This window comes from Bradyrhizobium sp. 191 (assembly GCF_023100985.1).
Lineage (GTDB): Bacteria > Pseudomonadota > Alphaproteobacteria > Rhizobiales > Xanthobacteraceae > Bradyrhizobium > Bradyrhizobium diversitatis.
Genome location: NZ_CP064692.1, coordinates 2,264,037 through 2,290,317, shown reverse-complemented (window position 1 = coordinate 2,290,317; position 26,281 = coordinate 2,264,037). Strand labels below are relative to the sequence as shown.

Annotated in this window: 22 protein-coding genes, 1 tRNA gene and 1 pseudogene; 19 read left to right on the top strand and 5 right to left on the bottom strand. The window is 61.9% G+C overall.

All coding sequences use genetic code 11. The features are described 5' to 3' along the window. Positions 1-77 precede the first annotated feature (77 nt). Positions 78-1,727: a bifunctional metallophosphatase/5'-nucleotidase gene (locus IVB23_RS10520; protein WP_247803455.1), complete on the bottom strand. Its 1,650-nt coding sequence runs from the start codon at positions 1,725-1,727 to the stop codon at positions 78-80. Between the two features lie 354 nt (positions 1,728-2,081). Here IVB23_RS10520 and IVB23_RS10515 point away from each other — a divergent pair, with 354 nt between their 5' ends. Further along, positions 2,082-3,308: an MFS transporter gene (locus tag IVB23_RS10515; protein ID WP_247804818.1), complete on the top strand. Its 1,227-nt coding sequence runs from the start codon at positions 2,082-2,084 to the stop codon at positions 3,306-3,308. Positions 3,309-3,382: 74 nt separating this feature from the next. On the opposite strand, the gene IVB23_RS10510 is transcribed toward IVB23_RS10515, so the two are convergent. After that, complete coding sequence (locus IVB23_RS10510) at positions 3,383-5,161, bottom strand: acyl-CoA dehydrogenase (protein ID WP_247803454.1); 1,779 nt, start codon at positions 5,159-5,161, stop codon at positions 3,383-3,385. A gap of 254 nt (positions 5,162-5,415) precedes the next feature. Between IVB23_RS10510 and IVB23_RS10505 the strand changes: the two genes are divergently transcribed. From IVB23_RS10505 to IVB23_RS10485, 5 genes and pseudogenes are all read left to right on the top strand, one after another. Continuing rightward, positions 5,416-5,490: transfer RNA gene (locus IVB23_RS10505), tRNA-Gln, on the top strand. A gap of 159 nt (positions 5,491-5,649) precedes the next feature. Next, a pseudogene (locus tag IVB23_RS10500) lies at positions 5,650-5,787 on the top strand (IS256 family transposase); the annotation flags it as partial. A gap of 205 nt (positions 5,788-5,992) precedes the next feature. Next, complete coding sequence (locus IVB23_RS10495; protein ID WP_247803453.1) at positions 5,993-6,415, top strand: 2Fe-2S iron-sulfur cluster binding domain-containing protein; 423 nt, start codon at positions 5,993-5,995, stop codon at positions 6,413-6,415. Between the two features lie 86 nt (positions 6,416-6,501). Next, positions 6,502-8,190 (top strand): amidohydrolase, encoded by a 1,689-nt coding sequence (locus tag IVB23_RS10490; RefSeq protein ID WP_247803452.1) that lies wholly within the window; start codon positions 6,502-6,504, stop codon positions 8,188-8,190. A 27-nt stretch (positions 8,191-8,217) separates the two neighbouring features. Continuing rightward, positions 8,218-8,559, top strand: coding sequence for a 5-carboxymethyl-2-hydroxymuconate Delta-isomerase (locus IVB23_RS10485; protein ID WP_247803451.1), 342 nt, complete (start codon positions 8,218-8,220; stop codon positions 8,557-8,559). A 28-nt stretch (positions 8,560-8,587) separates the two neighbouring features. Here IVB23_RS10485 and IVB23_RS10480 read toward each other — a convergent pair whose 3' ends face one another. Genes IVB23_RS10480 through IVB23_RS10470 form a run of 3 tightly spaced genes read right to left on the bottom strand, consistent with a single transcriptional unit; the run spans position 8,588 to position 10,929 of the window. Then, positions 8,588-9,382 carry an IclR family transcriptional regulator C-terminal domain-containing protein gene (locus IVB23_RS10480; RefSeq protein ID WP_061878379.1) on the bottom strand — a complete coding sequence of 265 codons (795 nt, stop codon included), beginning with the start codon at positions 9,380-9,382 and terminating at the stop codon, positions 8,588-8,590. 60 nt (positions 9,383-9,442) lie between these two features. After that, positions 9,443-10,681, bottom strand: a complete 1,239-nt coding sequence (locus IVB23_RS10475) for an FAD-dependent oxidoreductase (RefSeq protein WP_247803450.1) — start codon at positions 10,679-10,681, stop codon at positions 9,443-9,445. Next, positions 10,678-10,929 carry a 2Fe-2S iron-sulfur cluster-binding protein gene (locus tag IVB23_RS10470; protein ID WP_346659153.1) on the bottom strand — a complete coding sequence of 84 codons (252 nt, stop codon included), beginning with the start codon at positions 10,927-10,929 and terminating at the stop codon, positions 10,678-10,680. Before IVB23_RS10470 ends, IVB23_RS10475 begins: the two co-directional genes overlap by 4 nt. 288 nt (positions 10,930-11,217) lie before the next feature. Here IVB23_RS10470 and IVB23_RS10465 point away from each other — a divergent pair, with 288 nt between their 5' ends. The 13 genes from IVB23_RS10465 (at position 11,218) to IVB23_RS10405 (ending at position 26,280) form a co-directional block, all read left to right on the top strand. Continuing rightward, positions 11,218-12,903 carry an amidohydrolase gene (locus IVB23_RS10465; RefSeq protein ID WP_247803449.1) on the top strand — a complete coding sequence of 562 codons (1,686 nt, stop codon included), beginning with the start codon at positions 11,218-11,220 and terminating at the stop codon, positions 12,901-12,903. A 57-nt stretch (positions 12,904-12,960) separates the two neighbouring features. Continuing rightward, the gene (locus tag IVB23_RS10460; protein WP_061878376.1) at positions 12,961-14,319 is read left to right on the top strand and encodes an aromatic ring-hydroxylating dioxygenase subunit alpha; all 1,359 of its coding nucleotides are present in this window, start codon (positions 12,961-12,963) and stop codon (positions 14,317-14,319) included. Between the two features lie 34 nt (positions 14,320-14,353). Next, a complete protein-coding gene (locus IVB23_RS10455) occupies positions 14,354-15,796 on the top strand; it encodes a glutamine synthetase family protein (protein WP_247803448.1) in 1,443 nt (480 codons plus the stop codon). Between the two features lie 31 nt (positions 15,797-15,827). Then, positions 15,828-17,003, top strand: a complete 1,176-nt coding sequence (locus IVB23_RS10450) for an ABC transporter substrate-binding protein (RefSeq protein WP_061878375.1) — start codon at positions 15,828-15,830, stop codon at positions 17,001-17,003. 64 nt (positions 17,004-17,067) lie between these two features. Next, the gene (locus IVB23_RS10445; protein ID WP_247803447.1) at positions 17,068-17,436 is read left to right on the top strand and encodes a hypothetical protein; all 369 of its coding nucleotides are present in this window, start codon (positions 17,068-17,070) and stop codon (positions 17,434-17,436) included. Further along, the gene (locus tag IVB23_RS10440) at positions 17,436-18,305 is read left to right on the top strand and encodes a branched-chain amino acid ABC transporter permease (RefSeq protein ID WP_061878373.1); all 870 of its coding nucleotides are present in this window, start codon (positions 17,436-17,438) and stop codon (positions 18,303-18,305) included. Before IVB23_RS10445 ends, IVB23_RS10440 begins: the two co-directional genes overlap by 1 nt. 28 nt (positions 18,306-18,333) lie before the next feature. Then, a complete protein-coding gene (locus IVB23_RS10435) occupies positions 18,334-19,311 on the top strand; it encodes a branched-chain amino acid ABC transporter permease (RefSeq protein ID WP_247804816.1) in 978 nt (325 codons plus the stop codon). A 32-nt stretch (positions 19,312-19,343) separates the two neighbouring features. Further along, the gene (locus tag IVB23_RS10430) at positions 19,344-20,075 is read left to right on the top strand and encodes an ABC transporter ATP-binding protein (RefSeq protein WP_061878693.1); all 732 of its coding nucleotides are present in this window, start codon (positions 19,344-19,346) and stop codon (positions 20,073-20,075) included. Continuing rightward, entirely contained in the window at positions 20,056-20,769 is a 714-nt protein-coding gene (locus IVB23_RS10425) for an ABC transporter ATP-binding protein (protein WP_197968428.1), read from the top strand. Before IVB23_RS10430 ends, IVB23_RS10425 begins: the two co-directional genes overlap by 20 nt. Before the next feature lie 635 nt (positions 20,770-21,404). Next, on the top strand, positions 21,405-21,689 hold the full coding sequence (locus IVB23_RS10420) for a hypothetical protein (RefSeq protein WP_197968422.1): 285 nt from the start codon (positions 21,405-21,407) through the stop codon (positions 21,687-21,689). Positions 21,690-21,918: 229 nt separating this feature from the next. Further along, entirely contained in the window at positions 21,919-23,004 is a 1,086-nt protein-coding gene (locus IVB23_RS10415) for an AI-2E family transporter (protein ID WP_061878370.1), read from the top strand. Between the two features lie 64 nt (positions 23,005-23,068). Beyond that, the gene (locus IVB23_RS10410) at positions 23,069-25,288 is read left to right on the top strand and encodes a DUF3141 domain-containing protein (RefSeq protein ID WP_247803446.1); all 2,220 of its coding nucleotides are present in this window, start codon (positions 23,069-23,071) and stop codon (positions 25,286-25,288) included. A gap of 29 nt (positions 25,289-25,317) precedes the next feature. After that, entirely contained in the window at positions 25,318-26,280 is a 963-nt protein-coding gene (locus IVB23_RS10405; protein ID WP_061878368.1) for a phosphate acetyltransferase, read from the top strand. The last annotated feature ends 1 nt before the right edge of the window (position 26,281 follow it).

Here is a 26,281-nt window from a genome sequence, read left to right as displayed (position 1 = left end):
CCAGCGCCAAAACGCAATGCAAAACCCAATCTAAGCGCTTGGCCGGGAATGGCAAAGCGCCGGCGGTTTGATCCGGATCAATTCACGCGCAGGATGCGGATCGGCGGCAGCGGACCGATCGGGCCGTGTGCCCGGAAGAACGCGAACAGCGCGTCCGCATCGTAGCCGCCATATTGCGGCGCCGTGCCCTGTTTGGCGACGGTAAACCCGTCCCCGCCGACGGCGAGGTAATCGTTGAGCGTGACGCGGTAGCCGCTTCCAGGATCGACCGGCCTGCCGTTGAGCGTGATCTTCTCGAGGCCGACGCGCTCGCCGAATGGCTTCGATGCGTCCCAAGTATAGCTGAACCCGTTCGACACCTGGAGAATCCGTGGCCGCTTCGGGTCCAGCCATTGCTGCTCGAGCAAGTCCTTGAGCTGGCTGCCCGTCAGCGTCATGGTGACGAGGCGGTTGCGGAACGGCTGGCTGGCGAAGACATCGCCGAACGTGATCGCGCCATTCTCCTTCGGAACGATGTCGGTGCGGATGCCGCCGGGATTGGTGAGCGCGATGACAGCGCTGCCATCTTTCGCGTCGCGGGTTGCGAGCAATTGCGCGTCGGCAATGATATCGCCAAGCGCGCTCTCGCCGGCCTCGTTTGGCACGCGCGACAGCGTCTGCGTCACCGAACCGGCCGGCCGATTGGCGATCGGCGCGGAGAGCTTGTCGTAGGCGTCGATCAATGCGGTCTGCTCGGGATCCTTGGCCAGCGAAGCGTTGGCGACGATCACATTTTCGGCTTCGGCACTGACGATGTCGCGCGTTGCGGGATCGAGCTTGAGGTCGATCGCGGTGACCAGCGTGCCGTATTTGTCGCCGCTGGTGACGAGCCGCCCGTCGATATCGCAGACATAGGCGCGGTGGGTGTGGCCGCTGACGACGACGTCGACGGCACGATCGAATTTCTTGACGATGTCGACGATCGGCCCCGTGATGGCAGGGCATTCGTTGTAGTCGCCGGCGGGCTCGCCGCCCTGGTGGATCAACACCACGATCGCTTCGACGCCGCGCGCTTTCAGCTGCGGCACCAGCGCGTTCACCGTCTCGGCCTCGTCGCGGAATTCGAGCCCGGCAATGCCCGCTGGCGAGACGATGCCGGCGGTCTCCTTCAAGGTCAGCCCGATGAAGGCGACGGGGATGCCGTCGAATTCCCGGATCTCGTAGGGCGGCAGCACGCTCTTGCCGGTTGCGGTCTCGACCGTGGACGCCGCGAGGTAACGGAACTTGGCGCCCGTGAAGGGATGCGGTCCCTGGCAGCCGTCGACCGGATGGCAGCCGCCGTTCTGCATGCGCAGGAGCTCGGTCTTGCCCTCGTCGAATTCGTGATTGCCGACCGAGCTGATCGCAAGGCCCATCATCGAGAGCGACTCGATCGAGGGCTCGTCGTGGAACATCGCCGACAGGAAGGGGCTCGCGCCGATCAGATCGCCGGCGGCGACGAAGATGGTGTTCTTGCGCCCCTCGCGCAGCTGCTTCACCAGCGTCGCCATGTACTCGGCGCCGCCGGCCGCCACCATCACCTTCTTGGTCTTGTCCTCAGGGTCATTGATGCGGATGCCGCCCGGTGGCGGGCGCAGATTGCCGTGGAAATCGTTGATCGCGAGCACGCGCAGCTCGACCGGAGCGGCGGGCTGCGCCGAAGCAGGGACGGCGGCGAGGATGGTCAGGATCAGAAAGACGTATCGCATGGGACAAGACTAGACGCCGCGCGCGAAGATTTCACGATGCTTTGTCGTGAACACGCGTGTCGACACGTATGAAATCCTTGATGTCGGCCGTGCAGACGCCGGAGCCGCCGGGGATGATCATGCCGCGGATATCGTGCGCCGCGACGCTCGCGGGTCTTTGCGAAGCATCAGCCCACATCATCTCGCAGGCGTGCCAATGCGCCGCTCAACCTTTTCGACGCGGGCGTCCCACAATTCTCATGCATGGTACCCGCTGCCGTCACGTGTCGCAACAATTAGCTACAACGTTTCATTTGAATAACCTTTGGTTGTGGTGCATGATCTCGTGCCGTTCCATGGCCGACCGCCCGATTGATGATTGCCGCAACCCGGATTGACGAATCCTCGCTGCACTATCGTGGCTGGCGTGTCGTGCTGGCCTGCTTCCTGATGGCCTTCTTCATGTTCGGCTTCGGTCTCTACGGCCAAGGTGTCTATCTTGCCGAGCTTCAGCGCGCCCACGGCTGGCCGGGCACGCTGGTCTCCGCGGCAAGTACCTTCTCCTTTCTCCTGAGCTCCGTCCTCGTCATCTTCACCGACGATCTGCTCGAGCGCATCGGGCTGCGCTCGCTGATCCTGAGCGGCCTGACGGCGCTCGGCGCTTCGACCGTGCTGCTGGCGTTGATGCAGACGCCTTGGCAGCTCTATCTCGCCTATGCGCTGATGTCGGTCGGCTGGACCGGCATGGGGACCGTGGTGATCGCGACCGTGCTCAATTCCTGGTTCGAGCGACGCCGCGGGCTCGCGCTCAGCCTTGCCTTCAACGGCGCGACCTGCGGCGGCATCATCCTCGTCCCGCTGCTGCTGTCGCTGACCGGCAGCATCGGCTTCCGTTCCGCCATGTTGGCGGCCACGCTCGCGATGATGGTGCTGCTGTTGCCGGTGGTCGTGACCTTCATCGGCTGGCCGGCCCGGATGTCACCGGCATCGGACGGAGGCCGGACCGCTGCCGGCGCGGCCGCGCCAGGCCATTCCCGCAAGGCGCTGCTCGCCAACGCGGCGTTCTGGACCATGGTGCTTCCGATCGCGATGGCGCTGCTGGCGCAGATGGGCTTCATCATCCACCAGGTGACGTTTCTCGAACCGCTGATCGGCCGCTCCGCGGCAGGGCGCGCGGTCACCATCATGGCGGCGATGGCGGTGGTCGGGCGCCTGTCGCTTGGCCTGTTCGTCGACCGGCTCGATCCGCGTCTCGCCTGCGCTGCGTCGATGACGAGCCAGGCGGCGGCGTTGTTCGTGCTTCTCCAAAGCACGAATCCGACCGTACTGCTGGCCTGCTGCGCCGTCTACGGCTTCTCGATCGGCAACATGATCACGTTCCCGCCCTTGATCATCCAGCGCGAGATCGGCTCTACCGCCTTCGCCGCCGCGATGGGGTTGGGCACATCGATCAGCGGCATCGTCAGCGCCTTTGGCCCGGGCATCGTTGGCGTCGTGCGGAGCTTGACGGGCAATTACACCACGGCGTTCGCGCTGTGCGTCGTGCTCGATCTCATCGCGACGGGCATCGTGCTGTGGCGGCCGGGAAAGAGCGCAGCCTGAATCTCCGCAAGCCAAGGCCAGACTAAGGGGAAGGCTCGCGCAAGGTATTCGAGGTCGTGGCGAGCCGATCCGACTTACCCCAGCAGCACCGCATCCGCCGCCGCGACCGACTCTGCGCTTTCTGTCACCGTGCGCTCGAGCGCTCCCGCCTGCACCGTGATGTTCTCGGCAAAGAAGCGCGCCAGCGCGACGTAGCGCGCAGCGTCCGCGTTGCCGTCGGCCTTGGCGGCGAGCGCCTCGGAGGCGAGCAGGCAGCCGCCGAGCGTGGCGCCGAACTGCTGCAAATAGGGCGTCGCGCCGGCGAGCGCGTCGTTCGGTGCGGAGGCAACGCGCTCCAGGAGCCATTTGCTGGTGCGCCTCAAGGCGTCGAGCGCCTCGCGCAGCTTTGCACCCGTGGTGCCGAAGCCGGGATCGTTGGAGGCTTCGACCTGGCTGATGGTCGCTGCGAGCTCGTCGAGCAGCGCCCACACCGACGCGCCGCCATTGGCTGCGAGCTTGCGCGTGACGAGATCGATCGCCTGGATGCCGTTGGTGCCCTCGTAGATCGCGGTGATGCGGGCATCGCGGTAGTGCTGAGCCGCGCCGGTCTCCTCGATGAAGCCCATGCCGCCATGCAGCTGCACACCGAGATAGGCGACCTCGTTGCCGATGTCGGTGGAATAGGCCTTGGCCATCGGCGTGAGCAGCGCCGCGCGTGCGGCCGCTTCAGTGCGCACCTTCGGGTCCTTGGCGCGCGTCGAGACGTCGATTGCGACGGCGGTCGCATAGCAGATGGTGCGCGCGGCCGCGGTCTGTGCCCGCATCCGCATCAGCATGCGCTTGACATCGGGATGCACGAAGATCGCATCGGAGCCTTCGCCCTTCTTGCCGACCGCGCGGCCCTGCTTGCGCTCCTGCGCATACGACAAGGCCTGCTGGTAGGCGCGGTCGGCAACGCCGACGCCCTCCAGGCCGACGCCGAGGCGGGCCTGGTTCATCATCGTGAACATGCAGCGCATGCCCTGGTTCTCCTCGCCGATGAGAAAGCCGATCGCGCCGCCATGATCGCCCATGGTCATGGTGCAGGTCGGGGAGGCGTGCATGCCGAGCTTGTGCTCGACGCCGGAGGCGTAGATGTCGTTGCGCTGACCCAGCGAGCCGTCCGCATTGACCATGAATTTAGGGACGAGAAAGAGCGAGATGCCCTTGGTGCCGGCGGGCGCATCCGGCAGACGCGCCAGCACGAAATGCACGATGTTGTCGGTCATGTCGTGCTCGCCATAGGTGATGAAGATCTTGGTCCCCTTGATGCGATAGGTGCCGTCGGCCTGCCTTTCGGCGCGGGTGCGCAGCGCGCCGACGTCGGAGCCGGCCTGCGGCTCGGTCAGCTGCATCGTGCCGGTCCATTCGCCGGAGACGAGCTTTTCGAGATAGATCTTTTTCAGCTCGGCGCTGCCATGCGCGTCCAGCGCCTCGATCGCCGAGGCTGTCAGCAACGGGCAGAGGCCGAAGGCGACGTTGGCGGCGCTCCAGATCTCCGTGCAGGCGGCGTTGATCGCGAGCGGCAGGCCCTGGCCGCCGAAATCTTCGGGGCCGGACACCGCGTTCCAGCCGCCCTCGGTCCAGCGCTTGTAGGCGTCCGGCCAGCCAGGTGCGGTCGTGACCTTGCCGCCCTCAAGCTTGATGCCGTGTTCGTCGCCGATCTTGTTGAGCGGCGCCAGCACGTCGGATGCGAACTTGCCGGCTTCCTCCAGCACGGCGGCCGCGAGATCGGCATCGAAATCGCCATAATGGCCGGCCTCCACGGCAGCCTTGAGGCCCGCGCCATGGTTGAGCGACAGCAGCATGTCAGAAATCGGCGCGCGGTAGGTCATGGCTCACTCCCGGGGGGACAAATATTGACGCCGTATTCTCACGAAACGGAGGCAGTCTCAATGGTCGGGAGGTGGGCAGAGGCGGGCCGGAAACGGAGCCGATGCGGGTCATAGAGCATCAAGCGCGGCCGATCCCGGGCTGCGGTATTTTGCCCCTCCAGACGGTTGAAATGCTGCCCCGCTCCCTATAGACCGGCTGCGACTGGAGAGAATTCGCGGTAGCCCGATCTTCCGCCATTCCGTCAGTCGCCTGGTGGGGCGTAGCCAAGCGGTAAGGCAGCGGATTTTGATTCCGCCATTCGGAGGTTCGATCCCTCCCGCCCCAGCCAAGCAGTCGCGTCCCCGGAGGTGGTGTAGCTCGGTAGAGCAAAGCCACCCGGACATGCGCCTCCAATAGCGCCGTAGCGGGCGGGCGGCTTTGCGGTGGTCGCCGGCAGTTCGCCGGTAGGGTCGGGTTGCAGACACCAACCTGATTCGAGGAACCACCGATGACCGATGAGATAATGAACCTTCGCACGTTCACGTTCGTGGAGAAGACCCCTGACGCCGATCTGTTGCGCGAGATGATCGGCCTTGCTGCCCAGCGCCTGATGGAGCTGGAAGTCGAAGGCCAGACCGGCGCGGCCTAATGCAAGAAGAGCCCCGAGCGCCTGACGGTGCTGAGCTCCCACCCTTCACCGCTGGCGCTCACATCGATCTGCATCTGACGAACGTCGTCATCCGCTCCTACTCGCTGCTCAACGACCAGCGCGAGCGGCATCGTTACGCGGTTGCGGTCAACAAGGATACGGCAAGTCGCGGCGGCTCCACTTTCATTTCACGACCAGATCCGTGCGGGATACGGTCACCGCGTCCGGTCCGCGCAACAACTTCGCGCTCGTCGAGCACGGGGATCATTCGATCCTGATTGCGGGCGGGATCGGCATCAGCCCGCTGCTCGCCGCGAGCTCTTCCTGCATGGAAGGCGTCTGCGGCACCTGCGAGACGCGCGTCCTGGAGGGCATACCCGACCATCGCGACCCAGTTTCTCAGCAAGGAGGAACAGGCGACGAACAAGACGATGATGATCTGCTGTTCGGGCGCGAAGGCAGCGCGACGGCATTTTTGCTGAGGACAAGTCAGGAGCAACGCGCACCAGGCGCGAGGGCAGCTGTGGATCACCGGCCGAACGATTCTGCTTGTCGGATGCCTCGCTCAGCGCGAGTCGCACGGTGCAGGTGCAATCTGTCGTCCTCCAAGGTCGCCAAAGCCTAGTCTTTGACAATTGCAAGCCGGACACTTAAGTAGGCAGGGAATACGAACAATCGTTCGGTAATCGAACGAAGAGCTAAAGTGAATGGATGATGGATTCACGTGGCCATGGTGCCCGTGGCGCGAACCGCAGCGAGTCCATCGGCGCGCCCGATACGATTTACACCAACGGCAAGTTCCTCAAGGTTGACCCGCTGTTCGGCGTGGCGAGCGCAGTCGCCGTGCGAGACGGCCGCTTCGTCGCGGTCGGCAAGATCGATGAAATATCTGCGCTCGCGGGCCCGAACACGGCCATCATTGATTTGGGCGGTCGAACCGTCCTTCCGGGCTTGATCGATACCCATGCTCATGTCGAGCAGGCGGGATTGATCAAGTACACGGTGCAGCTGAACGACGTCACCACGGTCGAGCAGGCATTGGCCCGTATCGGGGAACACGCTGGCAGATTACCCAAGGGGAAATGGGTGCGCGGTGCACAATGGCACCCGGTCTCGCAATTGGCCGAAAAGCGCTTCTTGACGCGCGAGGAGCTCGATCGGGCGGCTCCCCACAATCCGGTATGCTTGCCGATTGGCCACTTCACTCTCGTCAACTCGGAGGCATTCGCCCTCGCGAAAATAACGAAGGACACGCCTGATCCGGATGGCGGGATCATCCATCGCGACAAATCCACCGGTGAGCCGAACGGTACATTGGAGGAGGCCGCAGAGGACCTTGTTCACGCCCTTCTGCCCGAATGGTCGGACGAGGATCGCGATGAGCAGATGAAGTTCGCGATGCGATACTTCAATCAATTTGGGCTGACATCCGCAATTAGCGCGGCAGTCGATCCCGCAACCTTCCGCGCCCATCAGCGAGTCCGGCAAGCCGGGCAGGCGTCTTTGCGCATCAGCGCCATGTACGCGCCGACGGGCGGCCTCAATCCCAGCATGACGATCGAAGAATGGGAGCTGTTCTTCTCTCGCATCGGCGCAGCTTCAGACTTCGGCGACGATTGGTTGAGCTATTCCGGCGTCAAGCTTCAGATCGACGGCGGGATGACATTGCGAACAGCCGCGATGCGGGATGGTTACCCCGACGATCGCGAATACAAGGGGACCATCGTTATCGAGCCATCCAGGTTCAATGCCCTGGTTGCAGCGGCCAATCGCTATGGCTGGCGCGTCGGCGTCCACGCCGTTGGGGACGCCGCCATCGACCGTGTCTTGGATGCCTACGAGCTCGCGGATGCTGAGAGATCTATCAAGGGACGGCGCTTTATCGTCATCCATGGCAGTCTTATGCGGCCAGATCAAATGCAGCGTGCCAAGAAATTGGACGTGCGTGTCGACGCGCAGACTTCGTTCCTCTGGGACAAGGCAGCTGTCGTGGCGAAATTTCTCGGCAAGGATACCGCCGACCGGGCCTTCCCCATGCAAACCATGATCGACATCATGGGATTGAAGTTGATTGGGCAAGGTACCGACTATCCGATCAACCTCCTAAATCCATTCGTTAACATGTATGTCATGGTGACCCGCCGCGACAAGAATGGCGACGTGTATGGAGAAGGCGAACGGATCAGCCGGAAGGAAGCTATCCAGCTCTACACGAGCGCAGCATCTCGATATTCGTTTTCAGAGGACAAAGTCGGATCGATAGAACCGGGCAAGTATGCCGATATGGTTGTTCTGTCCGACGATATCATGACGATTCCGGAAGAAGGCATCAAGGACATCACGGCTGTACGGACCATCGTTGGGGGCCGAACGGTCTACGATGGTGAGGCCATCTCATGAACGCGGCCTAAAAACGAGAATAACGTCATGCCGCACTTGGTGATCGAATATTCGGAAGGGGTGCTCGCTCGCGACGACGTAACAGGTTTGATGGAAGCGCTCTTTGAAGCCGCTTGGCGAACGGGGATCATGAAGGCGGAGGACGTCAAGGTGCGGGCGTGCGTCTACAACGATTTCCTGGTTGCCGGGAAGCGTGACAGCTTCGTGCATCTGTCGGTCTACTTGCTCGAAGGTCGGTCGCCCGACCAGAAGGTCGAGCTGAGTACGAGCCTTCGACGGACGATGACAGAGCGATGCCCTGATGTGGTCAGCATAAGCGTGGATGTCCGTGACATGGACCCGGTCGCCTACAAGAAACGGCTGAAATGACGGGTGCTCGCCAAAAGGCGGCAGCTTCTCAGACGAGCAGGGGCTGCGCGGCGAGGGACATCTCTTTGAGGAGAGGCAGGAAGCGATCGATCATCTCACCGGTCGTGATGCGATCGACATGAGCGCCAATATTTGCGGCTGCGATGACGGCGCCATCGTAGCGGCGAATTGGCACCGATATCGACCGAAAGCCCTCTTCGGCTTCCTGATCGACAAGGCTATACCCTTTGGTGCGGTCGGCAATGATTGTCGCAATCACTGCCGATTTGTCGAGCAGCGTCGACTGGGTCTGAGCCGCCAGCTTCATGCCGTCGACCGTTCTCGTCAGTTCGTCGTTTGCCAATCTGCCCAGCAGAACGCGTCCCACTGACGTGCAGAAAGCCGGCAGCCGATATCCTATGTCCAGTCCGGTCGAAAATACCCGCGCCGGACTCGAACGGGCGATAAAAACGACCTCTTCGCCATCCAGGATCGCAAGGGAGCAGACCTCCTTGGCCTTGCCGGCGACCTCGTCCATCAACGGCTGCATCACGGTGCTGATCTGGTTCGACGTCAAATAGGCCGAAGCCAAAAGCAGCACTCTGGGCGTTAGCGAAAACAACCGCTCGTTGCCCGCGACGAATCCGGATTTGACGAGGGTCATCAGAATCCGGCGCACCGTCGCCCGCGGAAGATTCGCGCTCTTGGAGAGGTCGCTGAGGGTCATTGGACGGCGATCGATGCCAAACGACTGTATCACGCGAAGACCCCGATCCAGGGTCTCGATGAACTCGCCTCCCTCCCGTGCCTTTTCCTCTTCTTCCGTACGCTTCAGCCTCGGCATTCTATTGGGCGGTCCCTGTCGGCGGCCTCTCGGAAGTGAGGACCATCACAAATACGCGGGTCAGGCGCCAGCCTTGTCTGCGGCTGTCACCAGGGATTTGAGGTCAAAGGAAGCGTCGGCGGCCTGCTCCGGTGCAGGGGAGATCCCCGCGGCAATCAGGCGTCGGGCTGCCATTTGCTCGCCTGGCCGGTTGATGCTGTCCACCGCGACCAATCGGCCCCGGCGATAGTAGAAGACCGAGAACCTTCCGTCGTCGACCGAACCTCGGACCGCCTGCCGATCATACTGTCCGGCCAGTCCGACGATCTGCAGCTTGACGTCATATTGGTCGGACCAGAACCTCGGCACACTCTCATAGGGCGCGGGAGCGCCGGCGATCGCCAGTCCAGCGGCCTTCGCTTGATCCTGGGCGTTTTGCACCGATTCCAATCTGACCCAGCTTTCGCAAAAGCGGTTGAAGTGGTTGGCGCAGTCACCGGCCGCGAAAATGTCCGATGTCTCGGATTGTCCGTGCTCGTCAACAACAATTCCGTTCGTGCATCTAAGCCCCGCCGAGCGCGCGATCTCGTCATTGGCGACACCACCAATCCCCACCAACACCAGGTCGGCGCGGACACTGGCACCGTTGCCCAGCACGACAGCGGAAACTTTTCGATCGTTTCCTTTGAAGGAAGTCACCGTTTCGTTGAGCATCACGTCGACGCCAGTCCGCAGATGCGTATCAAGAAGAAAGGTCGACAAGACCGGCGAGACTGCACGCTCAAGCAGGCGGCTGCTCGCTTCCACGACGGTGACCTTCTTGCCCAGCTTTGCCGCGGAGGCCGCAACTTCCAGCCCTATAAAGCCGCCTCCGACGATGACGATCTCCGCAGCATCGGCCAGACGTGCCTTCAGCTCGATCGCATCAGTCACCGACCGCAGATAGAAAATTCCATCGAAGTCCGCGCCCTCGACCGCGATGCGCCGTGCGCGCGAGCCTGTGGAGATGAGGAGTTTTTCAAACTTCAGAGCGTTGTCGCCGGCCAGAGTGACCTGTCGCGCGCGCAAATCAAGCAGCGTGGCGCGCTGCCCAAGAACGAGATTGATCTGCTTGCCTTCGAAGAAAGTCTCGTCGCGCAAGATCAGATTTTGCTCGCTGATGCGCCCGAGAAGGAAGTCCTTGGATAGCGGCGGCCTCTGATAGGGCAACCACTCTTCGTCGCACACAATGGTGATGGGCTGAGAATAGCCGGCATCACGAGCAGTGAGAGCGGCTTGAACGCCGGCATATGAGGCGCCGATGATGACCAGCCCCGTCATGATTGCCTCGCCGGCACATGGACCACCAGCTCGTCGAGAGGGGCCAGCACCTTCAGCTGGCAACTCAGCCGACTGTTCGGCCTTCGCTCTCCCGAGACGGCGGATAGCAACTCGAGCTCTTCTTCGCTCGGCTGAGGGAGAGAGCTTGTTTGTTCTTCATCGACGTAGACGTGACAGGTCGCGCAATCGAGGCAGCCGCCGCATTCGCCGTCGATACCGGGAACACCGTTGCGAACGGCCGCGAGCATCACGCTCACCTCGCGTCCGACCTCGAGGGATTTTTCGCTGCCGTCCTGCTGGACAAATCTCACTCGCGGCATCCGACCTCCGCTCCTTGGTTTTGTTCGATCTAAGAACGTAAGTTCGTTAGACGGTTAAACTCATTCTAGCGACCCTTCAACCTCGACTTGTTACCGCCGCTGCGGTTCCATTAGGCAGGATTTGCGGAAATATTTTGCTTGCTTGCTCGTCACACTGGAGTCATTCTGAAGAATAACGAACGGTTGTTCGTCTACCGAACTGACGGGAAGGGCGCAATGAAGCTGACAACGGCGATCATGGGCGTGGTGCTGACATCAAGTGCGGCGTTTGCCCAGCAGCAAGAGGCCAATGCTCCCTCGCTTGCCTTGATCAACGGCAAGATTCTCACCATGGACGGTCAGTCAAAGGTTGCGGAGGCACTCGCCGTTCGCGACGGAAAAATCCTGGTCGTAGGAGACACGGCGACGATCAAGGCGGTGGCTGGCGATCGCACCCGCACGATCGACTTGCAGGGCAAGACGGTCGTTCCCGGGCTGATCGACACACACGCGCATTTCAAGGCCGCCGGCCTATCCGACTACGTCGTGAACATGAGCGGCGCCAAGACTGTTGCGGATGCCCTCGCAAGCATCAAGCAGTTTGTGGCGAAGAAAAAGCCTGGTGAGTGGATCATCGGAAGCGCCTGGCATCCCCCGTCGCAACTTGCGGAAAAGCGTTACCTGACACGGCAGGAAATTGATGGCGTCGCGCCGAACAATCCGGTCTATCTCCGGACCGTTGGCCATTTCTCGATGGCCAATTCGATGGCGTTCGAGAAAGCCGGCGTAACCAAGGCCACGCCAAACCCAAGCGGCGGATCGTTTGAGCGCGACAGTGCTGGTGACCTGACCGGCGTTCTGGTCGAGACGGCGATCGACAAGGTCGAAAAGGCCGTTCCGGAGTGGACGGCGGACGACGAGTTTCGCCAATTCAAGCTTGCGGAAGGTGTGCTGAACTCGTTCGGGATCACCAGCGTCGTCGAAGGGGCCACCTCGCCCAGGGACATCGCGGCCCTGCAGCGCGTGGCGCAGGCCGGTGAAGCAACGCTACGGGTCGGTCTCATGTGGCGCCCGGAGCCCCCCGGCGAGAACGCGGCCTGGGAGGACATCATGCGCGGCAACGGCGCCTCGTCCGGCTTTGGCGATGACTGGCTGAAGTTTGGCGGAATCAAAATCCTCTACGATGGCGGCATGACGCTCAAGACGGCGCTCATGCGCGATGCCTATCCGGACTCGCATAACGACTACCACGGCATTGCCCAGCAATCGCCGGAACGTCTGAAGGAGCTGGTGTCCATTTGCAATCGCTACGATTGGCGCGTAGGTGTCCATGCCGTCGGCGACAAGGGCATCGACCAGGTTCTTGATGCATTCGAAGCAGCCGACAAAGAAAAGTCGATTAGGGATCGTCGTTTCGTCCTGATCCACGGAAGCTTGATCGTGCCCGAGCAAATGGAGCGCGCGAAGCGCCTCGGTGTCAGGGTCGACTTACAGAACGTGTTCATGTGGGACAAGGCGGCCACCGTCGAGCGTTTCCTGGGCGCGACGGTCGCCAATCGGGCCGTGCCCACGAAGACTCTCATCGAGAAGGTGGGGCTGAACAGCCTCGGCGCCGGCACCGACTTCCCGGTGAACACGATCAATCCCTTCATCAACATGTATGTCATGGTGACCCGCAAGGATCGCGCCGGAGGCGTTTATGGTGCGAACGAAGCCATCAGCCGCGAGCAGGCGCTGCGCCTCTACACCAGCGCGGCATCGCATTATATGTTCGAAGAGAACGAGAAGGGGACGATCGAGGCCGGAAAACTGGCGGACCTGACCGCGTTGTCGGCGGATCTCATGACGGTCCCCGAGGAGCAGATCAAGGACATCAAAGCCGACCTGACGATTGTCGGCGGCAAGATCGTGTTTCAGCGTTAGTCTGCGTCCCGATAACAAGAGGACGCATCTCGAAGCCGGAGAGAGGAGACCCAAGTCATGATGAGCCAAGAGCAGAACGACCTCATTACCCGCGTCGGACCGAAGGCGCCTGCCGGAAAGCTGATGCGGATGTATTGGCAGCCTGCTGCGCTCGTCGACGAACTCGCGGAGGGGCGCCCCATCAAGGCCGTCAAGCTTCTCGGCGAGAACTTCGTTCTGTTCAAGGACGAAACGGGGCGCTATGGCCTGCTCGATCGCGACTGCCCGCATCGGGGTGCCGACCTCGCCTTCGGCCGGCTCGAGAACGGTGGCCTGCGCTGCGCCTTCCACGGGTGGCTGTTCGACGCCACGGGACAGTGCCTCGAGACGCCCGCCGAGCCTGCAAACTCCTCGCTCTGCAAAAACATCAAGCAGCGATCCTACCCCGTCCTGGAGAAAGGTGGAATCCTGTGGGCGTATTTGGGTGAAGGCGAGCCGCCTGCGTTTCCGGAGATCGACTGCTTCGCGGCGCCGGGCGAATACACCTTCGCCTTCAAGGGCCTGATCGAATGCAATTGGCTGCAGGCCCTGGAAGTCGGCATCGACCCGGCTCACGCATCGTTCCTTCACCGGTTCTTCGAGGATGAGGATACATCGGCGGCCTACGGCAAGCAGTTTCGCGGTGCGTCGGCCGACTCGGAGATGCCCATGACGAAGGTCCTGCGCGAGTACGACCGGCCGATCATCAACGTCGAGCACACCGAATACGGCCTGCGGCTCATCGCCTTGCGAGAAATCGACGAGCAGCGCACCCACGTTCGCGTCACCAACCAGCTATTCCCGCATGCGTTCGTCATTCCGATGAGCACGGAGATGACGATTACCCAGTGGCATGTGCCCGTCGACGACGTGAATTGCTATTGGTATGCGATTTTCACCAGCTACGCCGCGCCCGTCGACAAGGCGAAAATGCGCGCGCAGCGCCTCGAGCTTTACGAGTTGCCGGAATACCGCTCGCGGAAGAACAAGTCGAACGACTACGGCTTCGACCCGCACGAGCAAGCGACCGAGACTTACACCGGCATGGGCGCGGACATCAACGTCCACGACCAGTGGGCCGTCGAGTCGATGGGCGCCATTCAGGACCGGACGCGTGAGCATCTCGGGCAATCCGACAAGGCGATCATTCAGTACCGCCGGTTGCTTCGCCAGGAGATCGAGAAGGTGGCCTCCGGAGGCAAGCCGCTGTTGTTCCTCGACGCTGCCAGCGCGCGCAGCATCCAGGGGCCGGCCACAATGGACGGCATCGGTCCGACGAAGGGCTGGGAAACCTACTGGATGGAAGTGGACGTCAAGCGTCGTCGGGGCGCTCCCTGGGCCGCGCCGGTCCCCGCCGAGCTCGCCAAGAAGGTGTCTCACCTGACCGCCGCCGAATAACCCAGGCCGGCCCAGCTCAGCAAAGGAGATGTCGTTGAGTTTCGTCGAAAAGCACGGTCTCTGGTCGGCCGAACAGAAGGAGGCTGCCATCCGCATGCGGCGGATGGCGGAGGAGCAGGAGTTGCATACGATCCGGCTCTCCTTTCCGGACCAGCACGGCATCTTGCGCGGCAAGGCGCTGGTCGCTTCCGAAGCGCTCTCGTCGATCGAGAGCGGCTGCTCGATAACGACGACATTGCTCGCGAAAGATACCTCTCACCGCACGGTGTTTCCCGTCTTCACCGCCGGCGGCGGGTTCGGGATGCACGAGATGCAGGGAGGAGGCGACATCATGATGGTCGCCGATCCCACCACCTTCAAGGTTCTCCCCTGGGCACCAAAAACCGGGTGGGTGCTTTGCGACCTCTACTTCTCCGACGGACGACCCGTGCCCTTCGCCTCCAGGGGCCTGTACCAATCCGTGCTGGGGCAGCTCAAAGACCGGGGCTATGATTTCAAGGCGGGCCTCGAGGTCGAATGCCACATCTTCAAAGTCGAGAATGCCCGACTAGCGCCAGGGGACGCCGGCAGTCCCGGGCAACCGGGTGAGCCTCCGGAGGTCAGTCTGCTTTCGCAGGGCTATCAGTACCTGACGGAGCAACGCTATGACCAGATGGAGCCTGCGCTCGAGCTGATCAGGCAAAACATCGTGGCGCTGGGCTTGCCGCTTCGGTCGATCGAGGTGGAATACGGACCGAGCCAGTGCGAGTTCGTGTTTCAGCCCACCGTCGGCATTGAGCCGGCAGACACCATGGTGCTGTTTCGTACGGCAGTGAAGCAGATCTGCAACCGCCACGGCTATCACGCGACCTTCATGTGCCGGCCGCGGATACCGAACGTGATGTCATCGGGGTGGCACCTTCACCAATCGCTGGTCTCCCGAACAGACAGCGTCAACGCGTTCATGACGAGCGAACCGGCCGGTCTGTCGAAACTTGGCAAGCACTATATGGCCGGGCTGCTGGAGCATGCCAGGGCATCCGCGGTCTTCTCGACGCCGACGATCAATGGCTACAAGCGCTACCGTTCCTATTCGCTGGCTCCGGATCGGGCGATCTGGGGACGCGACAACAGGGGCGTCATGATCCGCGTGCTGGGCGGTCCCGACGATAAAGCCACCCGGCTCGAAAACAGGATCGGCGAGCCGGCCGCAAACCCCTATCTGTACATGGCGTCGCAGATTCTGGCCGGCCTCAACGGCATTGATAGCCAGCTCGATCCCGGTCCGTCGGCGGACACCCCCTACGAGACCAAGGCAAACCTCCTACCGACCTCCTTGCGCGAGGCGGTGTTCGCGTTGCGCGATGACCCCTTCTTCCGCGAGGCTCTGGGAGAGAAATTCGTCGACTACTACGTTTTCATCAAGAACGCGGAAATCGAGCGCTTCCAATCGACGGTCACCGAGTGGGAGCAGCGAGAATATTTCGAAATGTTCTGAAACAGCATCACCGAAGCGGGAGAATAGAGATATGAGCTTGAGGTTTGGACTTGTTGGGGCCGTCGCGATTGCCACCGCCTGGGTGTCGCCAGCGCAGTGCGACACGATCAAGGTGGGGATCATTGGCACCATGTCCGGTCCGTATGCCTTGTTCGGCCAGAACTTCAAGTACGGCATTGACGCCTGGGTGGCCAAGCATGGATCGAAAGTCGGCGATCATCAGATCGAGTTTGTCTATCGCGACGAAGAATCGCCGAACCCGGCCAAGTCGAAATCATTGGCTCAGGAGTTGATCGTCAAGGAGAAGGTTCAATACATCGCGGGACTGTACTTCACTCCGGACGCCCTGGCCGTCGCTCCACTTCTTGAGGAAGCGAAGGTGCCTATGATCGTCATGAACGCCGCGACGTCCGCGATCGTCGAGAAGAGCCCCTACATCGTGCGGACGTCCTTTACGATGTGGCAGAACACGGTCCCCGCGGCAAAGGTGGCGAAGGCCAGAGCGGCCAAGAAGGTGGCGATCGCCGTCAGCGATTACGGCCCCGGCATCGATGCCGAAGCAGCCTTCAAAAAGACGTTCGAGGCAGATGGAGGCACCATCGTCCAATCGGTCAGGATGCCGCTCAATACGACCGACTTCGGCCCAATCATGCAAAGGATCAAGGATTCCGGCGCAGACATGATCTTCACGTTCTTGCCGGCCGGTCCGCCAACCCTGGGGTTCGTCAAGGCCTATATCGACAACGGACTGAAAGCGTCCGGCGTGAAGTTGTTGTCCACGGGTGATGTCGTGACCGAGCCCGATCTTCCGAATATTGGTGACAGCGGCGAAGGCATCTTGTCGACTTACCACTACGCGGTCTCGCACGACTCCCCAGAGAACAAGACCTTCCTGGCCGATCTGATCAAGGCTGGCGCCAAGCCTGACGACATCACCATGGCGTCGGTCGCGGCCTATGACGGTGCTCGGCTCATTTACAAGATGGTCGAGGCCACGAACGGTCAAAAGGATCCGGACAAAGCCCTTGCGGCCGTGAAGGGCATGAAATGGGTCAGTCCGCGCGGACCCGTGTCGATCGACCCGGATACCCGGCATATTCGTCAGAACGTATATCTGCGCGAAGTCGTGAAGCAGGACGGCAAGTTCCTCAACAAGGAACTGCAAACGTTCGACGCGCAGCCGGACTGGGGTCTGGCGAAGAACTAGAGCGGATCGCTCGCGATGTAAATCTCGCGAGCGATCTCTTCATCGTGTCGAAGAAGGGCCCAGAATGAGTGGTCGGTCGCAGTCTATTCGCTTCGTCAGCGGTCGCATCTATCGCGGTGCCAGCGACCGGATTCCGGCCGATACGCTGGTGACGCAAAATGGCGCCCTTCTTTGTGTCGGCGTTCGGGACGAGGCCCGCTCCACAGACGTCACCGTCGATCTGCGCGGAGCAACGGTGATACCCGGCTTGACGGACACACACAGCAGTCTCCGCGCCGGCAGCGCCGCAGACCTGATCGCCTTGGAACAGGACCCGTTCGACTCGTCCGTCGACCTGCGGTCGGTCAAGACCTTGATGACGGTGGTCCGCGGGACCATTCAGCATGACGCGTTGGGGTCGCAACATTTCAAAGTCGCGGAAGTAATCAACTAATGGCGTGGACGGGTCTCAGCATCGGGCTGGATGCCCTTTCGTACGGCATGGTGCTTTTCATCATCTCCATCGGACTGTCCATCATGATGGGCCTGATGAGGGTCGTGAACCTTGCTCATGGCGCATTTGCGATGATCGGGGGATATCTCGCGTCTTTTGCGCTCAAGAGCGCAGGAGTTGGATATCCGCTCGCGATTGTCCTGGCGGTTCTCGGCACCATCGCGATCGCTTTTCCGCTTGAGTTTCTTCTCTACCGCCGGATCTATCGCAAGTCCGATGAGCTGACCCAGATTTTGCTCACGATCGGCATTGCGTTTGTCATCATCGGCGTTGCCAACTACATTCTTGGCCCGACAACCAAATCCATTCCGCTGCCTCCGCTGCTGAGCGGTCCCGTCGATCTCGGCTTCCGAATGATCCCAGCTCATCGGATTTTCGTGATGATTTGCGGAGTGTGCACCGCGGGCTTGCTCTGGCTACTGATCGACCGCACCGAGTTCGGGATCCGGCTGCGTGCCGCGGTCGACAACGGTGATATGGCCGAGTCGCTCGGAATCAAGACGCAGATCCTTTTTTCCGCGACCTTCGCGCTTGCGGTCGGCCTGGCGGCGTTCGGGGGCGTGGTGGGCGCCGAATTGTTGCCCGTCGAACCCTTTTACGCGCTCAGATATATGGTGACTTTCCTTGTCGTCGTCTCGGTCGGCGGGGCGGGATCGATCCCAGGCGCCGTGGCGGCATCGATATTGCTTGGCCTTGCAGACACGACCGGCAAGTACCTTGCACCCGAATATGGTGAGTTCTTCTTCTATCTTGCGGTCATCCTGGTCGTGTTTCTGTTCCCGAACGGCCTTTTGGGCAGGAGGCACTGACGTGACCGATCGAGCCATGGTCGATGGCATGAGCCCGCCTCGTTTTTTCGTGCCGCTCGAGCTGCGCGCTGTCGCAATCACGCTGGCGCTCGGAGCGCTCGGCTACACTCTTTTTCCGGACGACCTCGCGTTTCTGACGCGACTGATCAGCATCACGCTTCTGGTGCTGTCGCTCGATCTGGTCACGGGGTATTGCGGTGTCGCCACCCTGGGGCATGCGGCGATCTACGGTGTGAGCGCCTACGTCGTGGGCAACGCCTGCCTTGCCGGACATTCCGACCCCCTGCTGTTGTTGCTCGTGGGCGCAGTGGCTGGTGCCGTGATGGGGCTGGTCTCAGGGCTCCTTGTCACGAGGTTCAAGGGTCTCCCCCAACTCGTGCTGTCCATTGCCGTCGGACAGCTCATCGCGGCGCTAGCCAACAAACTGTCCAGCCTGACGAGCGGAAGCGACGGATTGTCCGGCATTTCGCCTGGACGAATCTTCGGGGTCTATGCGTTCGACATGTACGGTCGCACCGGCTACGTGTTCTCCGTTGCGGTGCTCATGGTCGTGTTCGTGGTGCTGCTTCGAATCGTGCACTCTCCCTTCGGCCTGCTTTGTCAGGCAATCAAGGATGACAGCCTTCGAGCTCGGATGATCGGGGCCCGCGTGTATCCCCGGCTCGTGCTGATGTATGGCGTGTCGGGGGTTGTTGGCGGAATTGGTGGTGCTCTCAATGCCATCAATACGGGCGTCGTGGGACTGGATAGCGTCGGATTTGAGCGGTCGGCTGAAGCTCTCGTCATGCTGGTCCTGGGTGGCGCAGGCAGTCTCTGGGGCGCGCTGATCGGATCCATCGTTTTCCAAGTGTTCGAGCACTATGTCTCGGCTGCGAATCCATTCCATTGGATGACCATGGTCGGTGCGTTGCTGATCGCGGTCGTTTTGTTCGCCCCGAAGGGCCTGGTATCCCTGGGAGGCTTGCTTGCTGGTCGCACCGCCTCGGTGCTGAGGAGGCGCCCGTGAGCCAGTCGCTGCTCGAACTGCGAAACGTGTCGATGTCCTTCGGCGGGATGAGGGTCAACGATGATATATCCTTCAGTATCGGGAAGGGAGAAAGGGTCGCGTTGATCGGCCCGAACGGCGCGGGCAAAACCACGCTCGTCAACGTCATCTCCGGTGACTTGACCCCTTCACAAGGGGCCGTACACCTCGCCGGGGTTGATGTGACCGCGCTACCGATTTCCGATCGCGTCGATGCCGGCTTGATCCGAACATTTCAGATTACGAGGCTCTTCAAGAGCCTGACGGTCGCACAGAACGTCGCGCTCGCCGTGATGCAACGAAAGGGACTCACGAGGAATATATTTTCCTCCCCGATGGATCGGCCGGACGTTCGTCGGGAGTGGGAGCGGGCCCTTGGAACGCTTGGTATCGCACATCTGGCCGACAGGCAGGTCTCGCAACTGGCGTACGGTCAGCAGCGCCTTCTTGACCTGGCAATCGGGCTTGCTCTCGAGCCGAAGGTCCTGCTCCTGGACGAGCCTGCGGCAGGGGTGCCGTCAGAGGAGTCTTCCAAGATCATCGAGGCGATCGACAGATTGCCGTCTGATATCGCGGTTTTGATGATCGAGCATGACATGGACCTGGTCTTCAGATTTGCCCGCCGTGTGCTCGTTCTCGCCAACGGAAAGCTGATCTTCCAGGGCGATCCGGCAGAAGTCACGCACCATCAGGAAGTCCGTCGAGCTTATCTAGGTAGCTACGCAGATGCCCGCCACGCGTCTTGAAGTCAAAGGTCTCAGTGCCGGGTATGGCCCCACCCGCGTTATCGATGACATGTCTTTCGAGGTTCTGCCCGGAGGTCGTCTCAGCGTCCTTGGTCGAAACGGAGTCGGCAAGACGACCTTGCTCGCATCGCTCATGGGTCTGACAACCCATCATGGCGGGAAAGTATTCCTGGGGGAAGCAGATCTCACGGAGTCCAAGGCATCTACACGTGCTCAGCGAGGTTTCGGCTACGTACCGCAGACGCGCGACATTTTTCGGTCGCTGACGGTGGAAGAAAACCTGGTCGCAGGTCTCAAAGATCGAGGTCGAGAGGCGCTTGAAGAGGTCTACGTGATGTTTCCGAGGTTGGCCGAACGTCGACGCCATTTCGGGACGCAATTATCGGGCGGCGAGCAGCAGATGCTCTCGCTCGCCAGGACGCTGCTGGGAAGGCCTTCAGTTCTCCTCTTGGATGAACCGCTCGAGGGGCTCGCGCCAGTGATCTGCGATCAGATCATGGAAATCATCACCGCGCTGGCGAGTTCCGGTGAGATGACCATCGTTTTGGTCGAGCAGCAGATCGAACGAGCGCTGCGCTTTGCCGATCATGTCATGGTGGTTGAACGCGGCAAGGCGGTCTGGAGTGGGGAATGCTCGCAGCTACGGGACGACCCCAAGATGGTCGAGCGCCTGCTCGGTGTTGGGGTGCACTGAGGCATGCTTGTCTGATTGGATCACCCATCCAGATTGAGTTGCGAGGTGCGGCACAAGTCTGCGACACGCACCACCGTGTTGCTCCGATTTCTGTAGCGATTTCAGGCGCCTGAGTGCGGCGACAATCTGGCTGAGCACCCTCCCGCCCCAGTCAGATCGCCCGCCCGCCTGACATCACTCGTGGGGAGCTGCCGCCCGGCCCTGCGAGCTCGACGCTCACATCGGGATGCGCCTTTGCAAAATCCCGGATCCGGATCCTATCAACTCACGTACGGCTTCGCCGAGGACGTGCTGCGCGAATTCCGGCGACGGGTTGCCTCGGCGCACCGAGCGGAGCGAAACGGTCTCGTTGCTCTCTCCGGTGAGCCGAATTGGCGAGCGTCTGCGCCCGGTCTCTTCGCCAGGCCGGGATCGACGTCATCCTCGGCGATTCCTTCGGCATCCCGCGGCACCAATTGAATCGAGAGGTTGTTTGTTCAACGGCGCACCGCCTGCGTGATGTCCCATTCCATCGATCTGCCGACTGCATCCCGACCATTGATCGAGATCAACGAACCGGAGGTATCCGCGCCGATGCTGAGCGTGGCCAACAGGGGCGACAAGCCCTCCTGGCGCTGAGCCATGGACGACGCGGAATGCAGCTCTGGCTGATACCATCCCTCTATGCCGCTGCAAGTATCGTGGCAGGCTTGTTGGTGTCGCGGCTGGAAGCCAGGTTCATGGCGTCTGGTCTTGATCTCTCGACATCATCTGCCCAGGCGTACCTCTCGGCCGTCGCTTCCGGAATCGAACGATCCGGATTCGATCCGGAGGATCGCGCCGCGGCCCGCATCGAGGATCGACAGGGCCTCGGCCTGTCTCATCGCGAGGACGAGAGCGACCCGATCAGACGCGCGGGACGGGGGCGGGTGGCATCATGAGCACCGGCTCCGCCGGATTGAGGCGCGTGAGGTTGCGGGCGCCACGCGTCGCTGCAGCAGCCTGCACCGGTCTCACGCCGGGGTGGCTCGTCTGCGGCGGATTTGACATCGCCGCGGTTCTTCCCCTCCGGAATTCCTACATTGACTGGAGCGGTGTCGTCCTTCCGTTCCGGGGGCTCCTGGCGAGCATCGGCATCTGTCTCCGACGAGACGGCGGAGAGGGGCGGCCATGAGAACACTCCTTCAACGTCTCACCGGCGAAGACGCGATCCAGCTGTTGATGCGGCTTGGATTGCTCGCTCTGTTGATCTTCTGGACATTCTACCTGGTCCGTCCGTTCGTGACCATTCTGGTCTGGGCCCTCGTGCTTGCCGTCGCGCTCCATCCCGCCTTCGTCCTGCTCGCCAACGCTTTGGGCGGCCGCCCAAAGCTGGCGGCGGCCATCTTCACCGCAATCAATCTAGCCGTCTTCATCGGCCCTGCGGCCTGGCTCGGCATGGGTGCGGCGGATGGCATCAAAGACTTCGCCGCCGAACTGGCCGCGGGCGAACTGACAATTCCATTGCCGCCGCAGGCCCTCAAGACCTGGCCGCTGATCGGAGCGCAGCTTTACGAGCTGTGGGAGCAGGCCTCAACGAATCTTCGCCCGGCCCTGTATCAGGTCGCGCCTTATCTGAAGCCGTTCGCCGGCACGCTGCTCGGTCTTGTGGGCGATGCTGGCGTGGGAGCAGTCAAGTTCCTGCTCTCGGTCGTCGTCGCTGGCGTCATCCTTCCCTATGGCCCGCAGCTCGTGGCCGCGGGCCGAGGCTTTCTCGCGCGGATCGTGCCCGAGCAGAGCGAGCATTTCCTGGATTTGGCGGGAGCGACCATTCGAGCGGTATCCCAAGGCGTGATCGGTATCGCGGTGGTCCAGGCGCTGCTGGCCGGTATCGGTTTCAAGCTCGCGGGCATCCCGATCGCCGGCCTCCTGGCGGTTCTGGTCCTGCTGCTCTCGATCGTGCAGATCGGCGCAGCCCTCGTCATGATTCCCGTGATCGTCTGGATCTGGACCGACAAGGACGTCACTACCGCATTGCTGCTGACCTTCTTCCTCGGAATCGTCAGCATCCTCGACAACGTCCTGAAGCCCCTGGTGATGGGGCGCGGTTTGACCACGCCGACACTCGTCATCCTGATCGGCGTGATCGGCGGAACGCTGGGGCATGGAATCATCGGTCTCTTCATCGGCCCCATCATCCTGTCGGTCGCCTGGGAGCTTGCAGTCGCCTGGATCAAGACGGACGCCGCCCCACTGCCGGCCGTCGTCGAACGTTGACTTAAATCAACGGTGGCGGCTTCCGGAAGCGCCTTCTGAATGCCTACGACAGCGAGATCGGGACATGACGATGGAAAACTTGAATCTGCCGGGTGGTCCCCTGTCCGGGGTCGTCGCCGCGGCCGTCGAATACATGGTCGATGCAGGGCAGCGGAGCGTGTTGTTTCTGGACATTATGCGCCAGCGCGGCGACCAGTATCGCGAGCACGTCGCGCAGACGGCGCCGCATGTCCTGCAATATGCTGCTGAACTGATCATCGACGGGCGCAAGCTCGACGAGCCCGTCAACTATGCGCTGGTGCGCATCATTCCACCCAAGGGGGTCGAGATCGATCTCGAACGGCGGCCGTTCATCGTGGTCGATCCGCGCGCGGGACACGGTCCGGGAATCGGCGGCTTCAAGGCGGACAGCGAGATCGGCGTTGCCATGAAAGCGGGGCATCCCTGCTACTTCATCGGCTTCCTGCCGGAGCCGATGCCGGGGCAGACCATCGAGCGCATCGCGCGCGCCGAGGCGCTGTTCATCGAGAAGGTCATCAGCCTGCATCCGAAAGCCGACGGCAAGCCCTGCGTGATCGGCAATTGCCAGGCCGGCTGGGCCGTCATGATCCTGGCGTCGCTGCGGCCTGAATTATTCGGGCCATTGATCATCGCCGGCGCGCCGCTCGCTTACTGGGCCGGCGTGCACGGCAAATATCCGATGCGTTATTCCGGCGGCCTGTTGGGAGGGAGCTGGCTGACTGCATTGGCCAGCGATCTCGGCGCCGGCAAGTTCGATGGCGCCTGGCTGGTGCAGAACTTCGAGAACCAGAATCCATCCAACACGCTCTGGACCAAGCAGTACAACGTCTATTCCAAGGTCGATACCGAGGCCGATCGCTACCTGGACTTCGAGCGCTGGTGGGGCGGGCATGTCAACCTGAACGCCGAGGAGATCCAGTTCATCGTCGATGAGCTCTTCATCGGCAACAATCTCGCGGCCGGCAAGATCGAGATGTCGGACGGGCAGAAGGTCGATCTGCGCAATATCAGGTCGCCGATCGTGGTGTTCTGCTCCAAGGGCGACAACGTCACGCCGCCGCAGCAGGCACTGGACTGGATTCTCGATTGCTATGCAGACGTCAACGAGATCAGGGCATATGGGCAGACCATCGTCTACACCGTTCACGAAAGCATCGGGCACCTCGGCATCTTCGTCTCCGGCGGCGTCGCGAAGAAGGAGCATGCGGAATTCTCCAGCAATATCGACCTGATCGACATCCTGCCGCCTGGACTTTATGAAGCGACGTTCGAAGCCAAGGGTGAGGAGACCACGAGTTCCGATCTCGTCGTCGGGCAGTGGGTGATGCGCTGCGAGGCGCGAACGCTCGACGATATCCGCGCCATGGGCGGCAATTCGCCCGAGGACGAGCGGCGCTTCGCAGCCGCAAAACGCGTCTCCGAGATGAATCTCGCGGCGTACCGGAAGTTCGTGCAGCCCTGGATCAAGAAGATGGTCACGCCACAGATGGCGGAGACCATGCGCAACCTGCATCCGCTGCGATTGCAGTACGAGGTCCTCAGCAGCCAGAATCCCTGGATGGGCGCCGTGAAGACGGCCGCCGATGAGATCGAGGAGAAACGCAAGCCTGTGGCAGAGGACAATCCGTTCCTGGCCTTCCAGGAGCAGATGTCCAAGCAGATCGTTCATGCGCTGGACAGCTGGCGCGACGCCCAGGAAGCCCTGAGCGAGACGATCTTCCTCAATGTCTATGGTTCGCCTGCACTTCAGGCGGCGGTCGGGATCGATCCGAACTGGGAGTCTTCGCGCAGGCGCGAGATGTCGGCGGAGCACCGGACAATGCTCGAGAAGCGTATCGCCGAGCTGAAGTCCAGGGTGGGGGAGGGCGGTCTTCGTGAAGCCGCCCTTCGTGGCCTGCTCTATATCGGCTCGGCCCGCGGAATGGTCGACGAGCGGAGCATCGAGGCGCTCCGTCGGATTCGCCGCGATGCCGGCAGTTCACGTTTGACGCTGCCCGAGTTCAAGATGCTGGTGCGCGAGCAGTTCTTCATGCTGTTGCTCGACCAGCAAGGCGCCCTGGCCGCGATTCCGAAGATGCTCCCAGAAGATGTCGCGCAACGACTCGCGGCAGTCGCAATGATCCGCGAGGTCCTTTCCGCGAGCGGCGAAATCACCGGCGAGCGTGCAAGCCGCCTGCAGCGTATCGCCGCGCTGTTCGGCGTCGAGGCGGGAGAGGGGACGTCGAACATTACCCCTTTCGACCCAAAGGCGAAAGCATCTTAGGCGTTCATGGAAGAGGCGGGAGCGAGATCATGTCAGCCGATACGAGGCCAGCGCAGTCTCCCAGCAAGTACGATCGCTTGATTGCGGCAGCGAAGGCCGTGCCACCGGTGCCGACCGTGGTGGTGCATCCTTGCGATGAAACCTCGTTGCGCGGAGCCGTCGATAGCGCGCAAGCCGGGATCATTCGACCGATCCTGGTCGGACCCGAGAGAAAGATCAGGGAGACGGCGGGCAGGCACGATCTCGATATCTCCGGCTTCGAGATCGTCGATGCCGCGCATAGCGAGGAAGCCGCGTCCAGGAGCGTCGAGTTGATCCATGCTGCCAGGGGCGAGATGCTGATGAAGGGCAGCCTGCATACCGACGAACTCATGCGCGCCATCACGGCGAAAACGGGCGGCCTGCGCACCGATCGCCGTATCAGCCACGTCTTCGTGATGGATGTTCCGGCCTATGCCGACACGCTGCTCGTCACCGACGCCGCCATCAACATCTTTCCCGATCTCGATGCCAAGCGGGACATCATCCAGAACGCCATTGATCTGTACAACCAGGCCGGTTTTGGAAAATCGCCGCGCGTGGCGATCCTGTCGGCCGTGGAAACCGTGACCTCAAAGATCCCATCGACGATCGAGGCGGCCGCCCTGTGCAAGATGGCCGACCGCGGCCAGATCAGCGGCGGCGTGCTCGACGGGCCCCTGGCCTTCGACAACGCCATCGATCCCGAGGCGGCACGGATCAAGGGCATCAAGTCCGAAGTTGCCGGGCGAGCCCAGATCCTCGTCGTTCCCGATCTCGAAGCCGGCAACATGCTGGCGAAAAATCTCGCCTACTTCGCCAAGGCCGACGGCGCCGGCATCGTGCTCGGTGCCCGGGTGCCGGTCGTGCTGACGTCCCGGGCGGACACGCCCCGTGCGCGCATGGCGTCCTGCGCGGTGGCATCGCTCTATGCTAATGCCCGGCGCCAACATGCGCCGACAGTCGCTGCGTGAC